Raw genomic sequence first — 13,475 nt, 5'->3', positions numbered from 1 at the left:
TCATTTTACATACCTATAGTTTAAGAGGTTATTAATAATAATTTATTAACTTTATAGTCTAACCATAATATTAAAAACAATAAAATGTCTGACGAAAAAAATTTAAGCGACGACCTAAACGATATGTTAGGTGATGCTAAGGAAGGCGCAAAAAAAGCAGCCGATAAAGCAGGAGAATTTGCAGAAGAAGCTAAAGAAAAAGCGAAAGAATTTGCAGAAGATGCTAAAGAAACGGCATCTGAATTTGCAGAAAGTGCTAAAGAAACCTTTGCTTCAGGAGAAAATAAAAAGATACTAGCAGGAATATTGGGAATTCTTTTTGGAGGTTTAGGTATTCACAAGTTTATTTTAGGTTATAATAAAGAAGGAGGAATTCTTTTGGGAGCAACATTAATAGGAATTCTTTTATCTTGTGTAGGAGTTGGGCTTTTAATTGTATGGGTGCCAGGTGTTGTAGGTTTTATTGAAGGTATAATTTACCTAACAAAATCTGATACTGATTTTTATAATACTTATCAAGCAGGTAAAAAGCCTTGGTTCTAATTAAAACTTATCAAGGTTAAAAATAAATAAACACAAAAACCAAAATAAATTCGTTTTGGTTTTTTTAATTCAAATTAACATCGTAATATTGCAATATTAAAATGAAATGATATGGGAATTACTAAATCACAAATATTTACAGAACAGCAAAACGATCTTGCACAGTTTTTTAAAGTGTTGGGACACCCTGCTCGTGTAGCTATATTGCAGTATATAAGTAATCAAAATGCTTGTATTTGTAATGATTTGGTTGAAGAAATAGGGTTAGCACAAGCCACAATTTCTCAGCATTTAAAAGAACTAAAAAGCATTGGTTTGCTAAACGGAGAGGTAGAAGGAAAAAGCATGTGTTATTGCATTAATGTAGAGCGCTGGACATATTTACAAAATAGATTAAATGCTTTTTTTAATACCACTAAATCAAATTGCTGCTAGACCATTATGGTCATTTATTAGCACATTCTAATGAAAATAAATAAGTTTAAAAATTATGAAAACACAAGAATTATTTAGCGTTTTAGAACAAAATAAAGATTTGTCTTTATTATTTGAATATGCACCAAATTTATTAGTAGGTGCTAATTATCATATTACCGAAGTAAAACATGTTTCAATAGATTCGGTAGATTGTGGTTCACAAACAGACGCATGGAAAGAAACGATTATTCAACTTTGGGAAAGCCCAAGTGAGATTGGTAAAACTGAATATATGTCGGTTTACAAAGCCATGGCTATTCTTAAAAAAGTAGGTAAAATGAAACCTTATGCATTAAATGCTGAAGTAAAGTTTGAATATAGCAATGCTACTTTTAATACGGCACAACTATTTGTTAATGATTTTGAAATACATGGTAACGACTTAATTATTAAATTAGCCATCGAAAAAACAGATTGTAAAGCAAAAAGCACATGTGGTGTATCCGAAGAAAAAGAGTTAGTTTCGGCTAGTGAAGAACCTTGTTGTTCACCAGATGGAAATTGTTGTTAGACCATTAATAAAGCACGATTGGGGCTCTGTTTCAGAAATATATAAGGAAGGTATTGCTACTGGAATTGCTACTTTTGAAACAGAATGTCCCAATTGGAAACAATGGAATGTTAAGTATTTACAATGTTGTAGATTTGTTGCAACTATTGAAGATGAAGTAGTAGGTTTTGCAGTTTTATCTCCAGCTTCAAAACGAAAAGTTTATAAAGGCGTAGCTGAAGTAAGTGTATATGTTTCTGAAGCTTTTAGAGGAAAACATATAGGAAGAAAATTACTTAAAGTTTTAATTAATGAAAGTGAAAAAGAAGGCTTGTGGACCTTACAAGCAGGTATTTTTTCAGAAAACAATACAAGTATTAATTTACACTTAAAGTGTGGATTCAGAACTATTGGCGTTAGAGAAAAAATAGGAAAATTAAATGGAAAATGGCACGATAATCATTTTCTTGAAAGACGAAGTAAAATTGTAAAATAATGTCAGAACGAGCACTGTCGAGACCTAAATTAAAAGATTAATTAAAAAAGATCCCTGCTTTTGTAGGAATAAAAAATAAATATGAAGAACATTTTAGTATTATGCACAGGAAATTCATGCCGAAGCCAAATGGCCCATGGCTATTTAAATCATTTTTTAGATAACAGAGCGGTAAAAGTATATAGTGCAGGTATTGAAACTCACGGATTAAACCCTGGAGCTTTAGCTATTATGAAGGAAGATGGGTTAAACATTGATCATCACACTTCAAATCATGTAGATGAGTATGCTGAGGTAGATTTTGATTACATTATCACGGTTTGTGATCATGCCAATGAAAATTGCCCTTACATACCAAGTAAAAATGCAAAGCGATTACATCACAATTTCTATGACCCTTCAAAGTTAGAAGGAACTGATGAAGAAAAGCATGCAGCATTTTTAAAAGCACGTAATGAAATTAAAGACTATTTTAAGAATTTTGTAGAGGAGTACCGATTAATTTGATCGTTTAAAAAGCCTTTAATTTATTATTGCTTTTACTAATCTTGTAACCCATAATCAAGCGGAAGTAAGTCTCCTACCCGTTGATTTCCTAAATAGCCAGAAAACATCACTTTGGTAACATCAGAATAGTTCCCATACTCATCAATGAGTATTGCGGGTTCTAAAAACTCAATTTTGGTTTGATAGTTTTTATCGTAGAGAATATTTACGGGCTTATCTAATAATACTCTTTTTGATGAAGTATTTGATATTTGTTGAATCTTAAAATAGTCCCATGGGTTTACTTTAAACCTCTTAGAAAAAATTTGATACCCTTTAGCTTCTAATGCTTCATTATAAAGCGCTCTCATAAATTCAAGCACAGAACCCTTGTAGGCTTTTTCTCTATTTCTTTTCGCTTTATTCTCTTTAAAATTGTCAAAATTTTTGTAAAAGCTTTTACCTGAAAAATTAACAGATTTAATTTCGAATACATTATTTATCTCTTCTACATAATTGAAGTTTATTTCAAATTGCTTAATGTCAAAAAAAACAACATACTGCAGACTTTTATTTTCAATAATAATTGGGGAAAAGGCGCTGGCTGTTAATTGCCTTTTTTTTCGATTGTATCTTAAAATTAAATCTTTTTCATTTAAAATTTTGCAAGATTTTGCAAAACTAGAGAACCCTAAAAACTGCTTTCTAAATAGCCTAAGCTTTTGTCTTCTGGTAAGTCCATCATCTGCATACACAATAACTTCATCTAAAACATTATTTGTTTGTTTTAAGTATACTGTTATATTATTTTTTTGCCTGTAATCTAAAATCGTTTCTGTTTGATAGCCTAAATAAGAAATAACTAAACCTGATTGATTGGCATCAGTATACAAAATAGAAAATTTACCTTCTGAATCTGTGGTGGTTCCAATGGTAGTATTGTCAAAATAAATTGCCGCAGATTCTATAGGAATTTTAGTTTTTGCATCTAGTACAATTCCAGAAAAGGTTTGAGAAATTCCAGAAAAGGATAAAAGCAAAAATAGTAAGTATATAAAAGTTTTAAATTTCATTATTCTCCATAAACTTGCGCTCTAATTCTGCTTGAAACTCTTCCATTACAGGGCGAACGGTGCTTTCTGGTAGGTCGGCAATTTTAATGTACATTAAGCCGTCAACAGCATTGTTAAACAGCGGATCTACATTAAAGGCGACTAATCGAGCATTTTGTTTTATATACTTTTTAAGTAGTACAGGCAGGCGTAAAGCACCAGGCTCAACTTCATCAATAATCTTGTCAAACTTATTTAAATCAGCTTCTGTAGCATCAAAAACAAAATCTTTATCAGCATCTTTTAGCTTTACTTTAAACTCTTTTTTGGGGTGTACGTATTGCGCAATATATGGATCGTAATAATGAGATTTCATAAACTCAATCATTAATGATTTCGAGAAATTTGAAAACTGATTACTAATACTTACGCCACCTATTAAAAATTGATGTTCAGGGAAGCGTAATGTAGTATGAACAATACCTTTCCAAAGTAAAAATAAGGGCATTGGTTTTTGCTGATACTCTTTTATAATGAAAGCACGACCTAATTCAATAGATTGACTCATCATTTTATATAATTCAGGTTCAAACCTAAAGAGGTCTTGTAAATAAAAACCATCTATACCATAACGCTCAAAAATTTTTGAACCTAAGCCCATTCTGTAAGCGCCAGCAATTATCTTGTTTTCATTGTCCCATAAAAACATATGGTGATAATAACTATCGAAATCATCTAAGTCAATAGATTCGTTTGTGCCTTCTCCAACTTCACGAAAGGTAATTTCTCGTAAACGACCTATTTCTCTTAATATATTAGGAATGTTTTCAGCAGGAGCTAAATAAACCTCGTAGTTCTTACTAGTAAGTAGTTTACAATCCTCTTTTTTAAGTGTTTCTACTTCTTTAATCATTAAAGATGCATCAACAGGAGTAACAATACGTTTAGGTGTTTTAGGTGTTTTAAGTGTTGATGAAATATTATCTAAGATTTTTGATTTCTCTTCAAATGCATTCGATAACATATATGTTTTCTGCCTTAAAAAACCTGAAAACTCATCTAATGAAGTATATTCTTTTTGGTCATTTACTGAAATAGCTTTACCAATACGAACCTTAATAACGCGTCGTTTTTGGGTTAGCAACTCAGAAGGTAGTTTAGCAGTTCTAAACGTATCACTAATTTTGGAAAGCTTATAAAATAACTTACTGTTTTTTGCATGAAAATAAATGGGTACAATAGGAACTTCGGCTTTTTGAGCGAGCTTCATAGCTGCTTCTTCCCAAGGTTTATCAACAACTAATTTACCATCGCGATAGGTAGAAACTTCACCTGCAGGGAAAATCCCTAATGGATGTCCGTTTCTTAAATGCAGTATAGAGTTTTTAAAACCTGCAATACTAGATTTTACATCTTTCCTGTCTTCAAAAGGATTTACAGGCATAATGTAGGGCTTTAAAGGCTCAATTCGATGTAATAAAAAATTGGCTATGATTTTAAAATCGCTGCGTTGTTCTAACATCAATTTTAAAAGCAAAATACCATCAATACCACCTAGAGGATGGTTAGATACCGTTATATAAGCACCATTTTTAGGAAGTCGTTTTAAGTCTTCTTCGGGGATTTCAAATTTAATTTCAAAATCGTCTAAAACACCATTTAAAAATTCTAAATCGCTTAAATGTTTATTTCTATTATATATTTTATTAAGTGTGGATATTTTAAGAACTTTCATTAAAATCCAACCAACAAAAGTACCAATAAAGCTATATTTATCTAATTGTATGGCTTTAGCTACTTCTTTTGCTGTTACCAATCCCGTATTTTGTTGTTTGGTCATAAGTGTAAATGTACTAAATAGTTTATTTAGTTACTATTTGAACTGTTTCTTGGGTTAATTGTTTTAGTAACACGACTTTACCTGTTTCAATTTGCTTTATAGCATGTTCATTATAATGCCTAATAGTATAAAGAGAAACATTTTTGGTACATGTTACTTTAAATTTTGATTTTAATTGATGCAATAGTTTCTCAAGATTATTATAGAGATTATCTACACAAACCGAAAAACTTATAGCTGAATTTTGAATAACATCAACCTTCATTTTATATTGATGTAATAACTTAAATATACTACTAATATTGTCTTCAACGATGTATGAAAAGTCTAAAGATGATAAAGAAATGAGTACTTGATTTTTCTTTACAATAAAGCAAGGAATTAGGGGCTCCAAAGTTGTGTTTTTACCAACCATAGTTCCTGCTTGCTCTGGGTTTAAAAATGATTTTACGTATAATTGAATTTCTTTACGTTGTAAAGGCTGCAGTGTTTTTGGATGAATTACAGAGGCTCCGTAAAAAGCTAATTCTATGGCTTCTCTATACGATATTTTATTAAGTAGCTGTGCGTTTTCAAAATACCGAGGGTCGGCATTTAAAACACCAGGCACATCTTTCCATATAGTTACACTTTCGGCATTTAAACAATAGGCATAAATTGCGGCTGTATAATCACTTCCTTCTCTACCTAATGTTGTTGTAAAGTTATTGGTATCGCTTCCTAAAAAGCCTTGTGTAATATTTAAAATAGATTTGTTGAATTGTGATGATATGAGGCTTTGCGTTTCCTCCCAATTTACATTAGCATGCCTATAATAATTATCAGTTTTTATTTGATTTCTAACATCTATCCAATTATTTTTTATTCCAATGTAGTTTAAATATTCGCTTATAATTGTAGTAGAAATTAACTCACCATACCCAATAGTTTGATCGTAAACAAAGTTGTAATCTGGAGATTTATTAGTTTTTAAAAAAGTATCAAACTCTTCGAAAAAAGTCGATATTTTTTTAAAAATTGGATGATTTTCATTTTCAAATAAATCCAATAGAATTTCATTATGAAATTTTTTAACCTCTTGGAGAGCACTTTGTAACTCAGCTTTGTTGTTAAAATAATTTTTTAAAACAAGTTCGATAGCATTGGTGGTTTTTCCCATTGCCGAAACAACAACTAAGGTGTTTTTGTAACCTACTTTTTGTAAAACAGCTACTAAGTTTTTTACGCCATTGGCATCTTTAACTGACGCACCACCAAATTTAAATACTTGCATATTATAATTTTGCTATGTAATTTTTAATGCCTTCTTCACTTAACTGAACCACATCCCAATCACGTAAAACTTTGGCTCCTTTTTTCTCGTAAAAGGCAATTGCAGGTTCATTCCAATCAATTACCTCCCAGTTTATACGTTTTACACCAAGATTGTGCCCGTATTTAACAACTTCATTTAAAAGTGCGGTTCCTAAACCAGAGCCCCTCATTTTTTCACTGACAATTAAATCTTCCAGATGAATTATTTTTCCTTTCCATGTAGAATAGCGGTTGTATACTAGTGCTAAACCTTCAATTTTATTATTGGCTTCAGCTACAAAACAATGAAATGCTGGATTATCACCAAACCCATCTCTTTGTAAATCTTTAACTGTAACTTCAACAGCGTTTTCTTCTTTTTCAAAAAGAGCTAATTCTTTTATTAAACTGAGCACATCTACCATGTCGTTTTTGGTAGCGTTTCTTATTTTATAATTCATATTTTTTTAAATAATTTCAAATATAGCTTAAAGTTAAATATTTAACCCCATTAATCTTTTGCGAAAACGTTGTAGTTAGTTAAAAATTAACAGATATTTGCACAAACAAAAAGTCGCTTTCATGTCTAGAAAAAATCAAACTTTAGGAGAGTTTATTATTGAAAATCAAACCTCATTTAAATACAGCTCAGGAGAGTTGTCACGCCTTATTAATTCTATACGATTGGCAGCAAAGGTTGTAAACCATGAGGTTAATAAAGCTGGGTTAGTTGATATTATTGGTGCCGCTGGCGATACTAATATACAAGGAGAAGATCAACAGAAGCTAGACGTATATGCAAACGATAAGTTTATACAAACACTTACAAAAAGAAATATAGTTTGTGGTATTGCAAGTGAAGAGGAAGACGACTTTATTTCTATTAATAGTCAAGATGAAAATAACCAAAACAAATATGTGGTTTTAATTGACCCATTAGATGGATCTTCAAATATTGATGTTAATGTTTCTGTAGGAACTATTTTCTCAATTTACAGACGTGTAACACCAGTAGGGACACCAGTTACTTTAGATGATTTTTTGCAAAAAGGTAGTCAGCAAGTCGCTGCAGGCTATGTGGTTTATGGCACGTCTACAATGTTAGTTTATACAACAGGAGATGGTGTAAATGGATTTACACTAAACCCAGCTATTGGCTCATTTTATTTATCGCACCCAGATATGAAATTCCCTGAAGATGGCAATATCTATTCTGTAAATGAAGGTAATTATACCCATTTTCCACAGGGGATAAAAAACTATATTAAGTATTGCCAAAAAGAAGAAGGAGACAGACCATATACTTCCAGATATATAGGGTCTTTGGTTTCAGATTTCCATAGAAACATGATAAAAGGTGGCATTTATTTATATCCTCAAAGCTCTAAAAATCCTAATGGAAAACTACGTTTGTTATACGAATGCAACCCTATGGCTTTTTTAGCTGAGCAAGCTAACGGAAAATCTAGCGATGGTTTTACGCGCACTATGGATGTTGAGCCAACAGAGTTACATCAACGAGTGGCTTTTATTTGTGGGAGTAAAAATATGGTTGAAAAATGTGAGTCGTTTATGCGAGAAGCGCAATAAAAATGTGCTAAGTTATCCTAACACATTTATTAATGGGTTCAATATTTTGTATCGTTATGCAAAGAAATGCTGGATAAGGATTTAAATATATGTACATTGTAAAATATCAGTATTGAGTGTGTTATTGTTTATATTCACTAAATAATTTTCTTTATAAAACCATTAAATAAAAATGAAAAACAAATTATTCGGTATCGTCATTTTAGCTGTACTTGTTATTTACAGTTGTAAAGAACAACAAAATGAAACAAACAAAAGTGTAGGAACAACTGAAGTTAATGCAGATGAAATACAGTCGCCCACAAAAGAGGAAGTTGAGATAGCAGTACTTAGTTTTAATGATGCCATTGTGAACCCGACTGTAGCGTCTATGGAAGCTCTTTGTGCTGACAACCTCACTTATGGGCACTCAAGTGGAAAGATTCAGGACAAGGCTGAATTTATTGACGACATAGTTAACGGACCTTTTAATTTTTCATCTGTGGAAGCACCAGAACAGAGTATTTACATTTCAGGAAATACAGCTGTTGTACGAAATATTTTTTTAGCGAAGGCCACTAAAGATGGCAAATCGATAGATATTCGCCTCGGTTGTGTGCAAGTATTTCAAAAACAGAAAGATGATGGTCTTAAGCTATTGACAAGACAGGCTTATAAATTGCCTAACTAAAACAATTTATTCCATTTGGAATAGTAGTGTTAACACTTGTAGTTATTTCTACAAGCCTACCAAATCTCCTGCTACATTTTTAGTTGGTAAATCTGATTTTCCCATTAAGTAAATGTCTACTTGTCGCGCAGCTTCTCTGCCTTCAGAAATAGCACAACATAGTTTTTCTCTAAAAACTCTAGTGTATTCTATTGAGATATTCTTAATACTCTTCACAAATATATTTTCTTATCATATAGACTGTAATAGGATCTAATGTTTTCCCCGTTTCTGGATGAAGACCTAGAGCAGTGAAATATTCTAATTCCTTCTTATTTTTCCCATACCAAATTTTGACTTCATTATTCGGTCCAAAAAATTCTGTATTGCAATCTGGATCTATTTTTTTAAAATGTTTTATACGTTCTTCACTGTATAATTTTAATTGACTCAAATTAAATTTTTCTGTATCAAATTTTACTTCTATATAATTATTATGATCCCAGACCATCCAACGCTGTCTATTTAAAGAATAATAAACTACAAAACCAATTAATAATAAAAGACTAACAATAACAGTTAGCTTATATTTTTTTAATAAAAGATTTATAGATTTTTTCTCTTTTAAAACTTCATCTTGATTCTTATAAGTTTCTACATTTTCTTGGAGGTTTTTCGAAGTGTTTTTTGACACAAAATCTTCATAATCTTTGTAATCTAAATATTCAGATATTTTATTCAATAAATCTGAACTTGGATTGCTCGTATTGTTGTTATCACCTTCAATATACTTTTCATAATATCTGACAAAAGTAATTTTGCTGATCGAAAACTTTAAATTATCGGTAAAAACCTTTTCAAGATGATTTGATAGTCCGTGTTTAGTGTTATTACCACATTGGTTTTCGGCTTTCCTAAATGCTTCATTGAATAATTTTTTCTTCATTATTTATAATTGGTTGGTTTTTAAATGTATAAAAATCATAATCACATTCAAAACATAAAGCGAACATTAATGTACTAACATTTTTGATAGTAAATTGATTGTGTTTTGTTTCCTGCTAATCTTTCACTTCTATATTCCTTTGTTTCAGAATTAATAAATGTCTTACTCGTAATAAGGCTTACGAATTTTAATTCTCAAACTAGTGTAGCAAGGTAGAGTTGGGTAGTCTCTGGGAAGTAATTACGTCACTTTACTCTTGCTCTCTATACTTCCCAATTAGAGAGACGTCTCTTCATTTTTAGCGTGTTGCTAATAACACAAAAGCATCTGAGAAAACCTCAGACAGCAACACTATTGTCAAATTTTTAATAACAAACAAAATGAAAAAAATAATTTTAATAATGCTTACGGTTTTCCTTAATATAGGATTATATTCTTGTACTCCAACTAATAATATTGATGATGATGATATTGTGCCACAAGCATGTTGTGGTGATGATGATGAAATCTTACCGCCACCTCCACCACCGCCTACAGAGGGAAATGGAGGATAGAAGGTTCCTAAAAAATTAGTTAGTATTTTTGAGGAATGAAAACAACAAATGTTTCATTCCTCTTTTTTTTTATCTATATAGCTTGTTTTTTTATAAATAGTAATGTTTATGGACAACAAGCATTAGATAGTTCTTATTATTATAGAGAAATTTTAAAAAACCCTAAAGGGAGTAATGATTTAATTTCTGCTTATATTTTTTTTGATAAACACAAAAAAGAGAGTTTAAAAAATAGCGATACATTAAAAGTAATATATGATTTAAGATACATTGCTAGTATTGAAAACGCCTTAGGGCTTCCTTATGAAAGTGAAAACTCGATTGTTAAAGCTCTACAGTTACTAGATACATTTAAGGATAGCTCTGAAGTAACCACAGAATCAAGAATAGGTATATATAATCATCTGGGGATTATTTATAGAAGTCTGAATGATTATGAAAAAGCTCTTGAATTTTATGATAAAGTATTAGAAATTGCTAAAGACCCAAGACAAATTAATAAAGTTTATAATAATAAAGGGAATATCTATAAAGATTTACATCAGTATAAATTAGCAGTTATTGCTTATGCTAAAGTTTATGAGGAAAGAAAAAAGAATGGAAACATTAAATTAATAGCTAAGGCTTTGGATAATTTGGGTTTTGTACAATCTAAATTAAATCAATCAGACGGATTTGCTAATTTGACAAAGGCGTTAACTATGAGAGAACAAATTCAAGATATATCTGGTCTTTATTTAAGCTATAGAAATTTATCAGAATATTATAATGATCGTAATGACAAAAGCAAATCATTGCATTACGCTAATAAAGGGTATCTGATAGCAAAACAAATTAATAGCGCATCGTATATTGATGATGCATTATCTCATATTTTTGATATAAATGAAAATAAAAAAATCATTGAGTTTATAGTAATAAGAGATAGTTTATCGGCAATTAAACAAAAAAGCAAAAATAAATATGCTGCTAGTAAATATGAGTACAGTCAATACTTAAAAAAGGCACAAGAAAGTGAGCTTCAAAAGGAAAAAGAAAAAAGGCTAAAAATTATATATAAATTTATAGGGATGTTTATTGTTTTGCTTGCTATTTCCTTATATATCATATTGAGAATTAGGCATAAAAAAGAAAAAATTCAACAAGTCTACAATACAGAAACTCGTATTTCTGAAAAAGTGCATGACGAAGTTGCTAATGGTTTATACCACGTTATGACAAAACTCCAATCTAAAAACAAAACCAATGATGAAGTTTTAGATGATTTGGAAGGCATATATAATAAAACCAGAGATATTTCAAAAGAAAATAGTTCAGTTGATATTAAAGCAAATTATAATGAACTACTACATGATTTATTATTGAGTTATAAGACTAATGATATAAACGTCGTTACCAGAAACATCTCAAAAGTAAACTGGGATACCATTTCAGATATAAGAAAGACAACACTTTACAGAGTGCTTCAAGAACTTATGACTAACATGCGCAAGCATAGTAAAGCATCTATAGTAGCACTAACCTTTAATCAAACTAAAAATAAAATTGCAATAGATTATAAAGACAATGGTGTTGGCTGCAAACTCAAGAAAAACACAGGTCTACTAAATACGGAAAACCGTATGGCATCTATTAATGGAACTATTACTTTTGAGTCTCAACCAGATAATGGGTTTAAAGCAAAAATTATAGTATAAAGTATGTTTACAAAGGTTTTAGTTTCTGAAGATATGGACGATATTAACAAAGGGGTTTATGCATCACTTTGTGAATTGGGTATTGTAGAAATTCATCAAGTACAGTATTGTGATGATGCCTATTTAAAAATTAAAAAAGCCAATTTAGACGAAGATCCGTACCAATTATTAATTACAGATTTGTCTTTTGCTTCAGACCATCGAGAACAACGCTTCCCTTCTGGTGAAGATTTAGTTAAAACACTTAAAGAACAACATTCCAATTTAAAAGTTATTGTGTATTCTGTTGAAGATCGTCTTCAAAAAGTTAGATTATTGATGAATACTTATGGCGTTGATGCTTACGTTTGTAAAAGCAGGAGAGGCTTAACAGAATTATCAGAAGCTATTAATGCTGTTTTTAAAAACGAAAACTACTTATCTCCCCAAGTAAAACAAGCTTTAAGTAACAAAGCAGATTTAGAAATAAATGATTATGATATTGAGTTAATCAAACAACTCTCAAACGGTTTGTCTCAAGAGGACATTAGTAATTATCTTAATAATAATAATATAACTCCTAGTAGTTTAAGCTCTGTTGAAAAACGTTTGAACAAGCTCCGTATCCAATTCAAAGCAAGTAATGCCATACACTTAGTGGCTATTGTTAAAGATTTAGGACTTATATAATTCAACGTTTATTCCTGTGCAAACAGAAATCCATTTTTTAGTATATACGGAATACCGTAAAACATACAACCTCATACTTTATACTATTGCATAGCTATTAGTAATTATCATATAGATAATTGGAAATCGCACGTCTTATTTAAGGCGTGCTTTTTTTGTTATGTGGTTTTCCGTAAGGAATAGTCTTTTAATGGTTTTAGGTTTGGGGAATATTAATCTTAAAATTTGAAATGATGGCTGTAAAACATTTAGAAACTGAAGAAACCCATAAAGGCTTTAAAGGAGGAGAAACAGGTTGTGGTTTTGATACTACAGAGCATCCAAGTCATTGGGAAAATACAAGTAGTAAAATTACTTGTGATAAAAATGGTTGCAAGAACTAACGATTTCATCCGAAACAAATTTATGCCTTACGGGATCCCGTAAGGTTTTATTTTTTAATGGGTTTAAGTTTGAAGAGTTAAACTTTAAAAATTAGAATTATGGCAAGTTATTATGTAAACAAAAATGCTCAATCAAATGGAGATCATGAAGTGCATAAAGCTGGTTGTTCTTGGTTACCAAAAGTAGAAAACAGGATTTATTTAGGTGATTTTAGTAATTGCAAAGGGGCTGTAAGAAAAGCTAAAGAATACTACTCAAAAGTTAATGGCTGCTATTATTGTTCAAAAGAATGTCACACTTCTTAAAAGT

18 protein-coding genes are annotated in these 13,475 nt (G+C 30.6%); 12 read left to right on the top strand and 6 right to left on the bottom strand.

Going from position 1 to position 13,475, the window contains the following annotated elements:
- The first annotated feature begins 84 nt into the window (after window positions 1–84).
- The 5 genes from M3P09_RS14870 to M3P09_RS14850 all read left to right on the top strand — a co-directional run bounded on the left by M3P09_RS14870 (window position 85) and on the right by M3P09_RS14850 (window position 2,513).
- Entirely contained in the window at window positions 85–543 is a 459-nt protein-coding gene (locus M3P09_RS14870; protein WP_099565312.1) for a TM2 domain-containing protein, read from the top strand.
- A 111-nt stretch (window positions 544–654) separates the two neighbouring features.
- Window positions 655–978 carry an ArsR/SmtB family transcription factor gene (locus tag M3P09_RS14865; RefSeq protein ID WP_099565313.1) on the top strand — a complete coding sequence of 108 codons (324 nt, stop codon included), beginning with the start codon at window positions 655–657 and terminating at the stop codon, window positions 976–978.
- A 55-nt stretch (window positions 979–1,033) separates the two neighbouring features.
- Complete coding sequence (locus M3P09_RS14860) at window positions 1,034–1,531, top strand: DUF6428 family protein (RefSeq protein ID WP_249973750.1); 498 nt, start codon at window positions 1,034–1,036, stop codon at window positions 1,529–1,531.
- Window positions 1,515–2,006 (top strand): GNAT family N-acetyltransferase, encoded by a 492-nt coding sequence (locus M3P09_RS14855; protein WP_249973749.1) that lies wholly within the window; start codon window positions 1,515–1,517, stop codon window positions 2,004–2,006. The genes M3P09_RS14860 and M3P09_RS14855 overlap by 17 nt, the downstream gene beginning before the upstream one ends.
- 81 nt (window positions 2,007–2,087) lie before the next feature.
- Window positions 2,088–2,513, top strand: a complete 426-nt coding sequence (locus M3P09_RS14850) for an arsenate reductase ArsC (RefSeq protein WP_099565316.1) — start codon at window positions 2,088–2,090, stop codon at window positions 2,511–2,513.
- Window positions 2,514–2,548: 35 nt separating this feature from the next.
- Here the strand turns inward: M3P09_RS14850 and M3P09_RS14845 are convergent, their stop codons facing one another.
- The 4 genes from M3P09_RS14845 to M3P09_RS14830 are packed head-to-tail and all read right to left on the bottom strand — an operon-like array spanning window position 2,549 to window position 7,138.
- Entirely contained in the window at window positions 2,549–3,565 is a 1,017-nt protein-coding gene (locus M3P09_RS14845) for a carboxypeptidase-like regulatory domain-containing protein (RefSeq protein WP_099565317.1), read from the bottom strand.
- The gene (locus M3P09_RS14840) at window positions 3,555–5,384 is read right to left on the bottom strand and encodes a GNAT family N-acyltransferase (RefSeq protein WP_249973748.1); all 1,830 of its coding nucleotides are present in this window, start codon (window positions 5,382–5,384) and stop codon (window positions 3,555–3,557) included. The genes M3P09_RS14845 and M3P09_RS14840 overlap by 11 nt, the downstream gene beginning before the upstream one ends.
- Before the next feature lie 22 nt (window positions 5,385–5,406).
- Window positions 5,407–6,657, bottom strand: a complete 1,251-nt coding sequence (locus tag M3P09_RS14835; protein WP_099565319.1) for an aspartate kinase — start codon at window positions 6,655–6,657, stop codon at window positions 5,407–5,409.
- Window position 6,658: 1 nt separating this feature from the next.
- Entirely contained in the window at window positions 6,659–7,138 is a 480-nt protein-coding gene (locus M3P09_RS14830) for a GNAT family N-acetyltransferase (protein WP_099565320.1), read from the bottom strand.
- A gap of 121 nt (window positions 7,139–7,259) precedes the next feature.
- Here M3P09_RS14830 and fbp point away from each other — a divergent pair, with 121 nt between their 5' ends.
- Window positions 7,260–8,267: a class 1 fructose-bisphosphatase gene (gene fbp, locus M3P09_RS14825; RefSeq protein ID WP_099565321.1), complete on the top strand. Its 1,008-nt coding sequence runs from the start codon at window positions 7,260–7,262 to the stop codon at window positions 8,265–8,267.
- Window positions 8,268–8,439: 172 nt separating this feature from the next.
- Window positions 8,440–8,937, top strand: coding sequence for a nuclear transport factor 2 family protein (locus tag M3P09_RS14820; protein ID WP_249973747.1), 498 nt, complete (start codon window positions 8,440–8,442; stop codon window positions 8,935–8,937).
- 48 nt (window positions 8,938–8,985) lie between these two features.
- Here the strand turns inward: M3P09_RS14820 and M3P09_RS14815 are convergent, their stop codons facing one another.
- Window positions 8,986–9,153 (bottom strand): hypothetical protein, encoded by a 168-nt coding sequence (locus M3P09_RS14815; protein WP_249973746.1) that lies wholly within the window; start codon window positions 9,151–9,153, stop codon window positions 8,986–8,988.
- Window positions 9,140–9,862, bottom strand: a complete 723-nt coding sequence (locus tag M3P09_RS14810; RefSeq protein ID WP_249973745.1) for a hypothetical protein — start codon at window positions 9,860–9,862, stop codon at window positions 9,140–9,142. The genes M3P09_RS14815 and M3P09_RS14810 overlap by 14 nt, the downstream gene beginning before the upstream one ends.
- Window positions 9,863–10,242: 380 nt before the next feature.
- On the opposite strand from M3P09_RS14810, the gene M3P09_RS14805 reads away from it, so the two are divergent.
- From M3P09_RS14805 to M3P09_RS14785, 5 genes are all read left to right on the top strand, one after another.
- Window positions 10,243–10,416, top strand: coding sequence for a hypothetical protein (locus M3P09_RS14805; RefSeq protein ID WP_249973744.1), 174 nt, complete (start codon window positions 10,243–10,245; stop codon window positions 10,414–10,416).
- A gap of 35 nt (window positions 10,417–10,451) precedes the next feature.
- Entirely contained in the window at window positions 10,452–12,113 is a 1,662-nt protein-coding gene (locus tag M3P09_RS14800) for a tetratricopeptide repeat-containing sensor histidine kinase (RefSeq protein ID WP_249973743.1), read from the top strand.
- 3 nt (window positions 12,114–12,116) lie between these two features.
- Window positions 12,117–12,782: a helix-turn-helix transcriptional regulator gene (locus M3P09_RS14795; protein ID WP_249973742.1), complete on the top strand. Its 666-nt coding sequence runs from the start codon at window positions 12,117–12,119 to the stop codon at window positions 12,780–12,782.
- 233 nt (window positions 12,783–13,015) lie between these two features.
- The gene (locus tag M3P09_RS14790; protein WP_249973741.1) at window positions 13,016–13,165 is read left to right on the top strand and encodes a hypothetical protein; all 150 of its coding nucleotides are present in this window, start codon (window positions 13,016–13,018) and stop codon (window positions 13,163–13,165) included.
- A 99-nt stretch (window positions 13,166–13,264) separates the two neighbouring features.
- The gene (locus M3P09_RS14785; RefSeq protein WP_249973740.1) at window positions 13,265–13,471 is read left to right on the top strand and encodes a hypothetical protein; all 207 of its coding nucleotides are present in this window, start codon (window positions 13,265–13,267) and stop codon (window positions 13,469–13,471) included.
- The last annotated feature ends 4 nt before the right edge of the window (window positions 13,472–13,475 follow it).

This window comes from Jejuia spongiicola (genome assembly GCF_023502325.1).
Lineage (GTDB): Bacteria > Bacteroidota > Bacteroidia > Flavobacteriales > Flavobacteriaceae > Wocania_A > Wocania_A spongiicola.
This window is presented reverse-complemented; position numbering and strand designations above follow the sequence as displayed.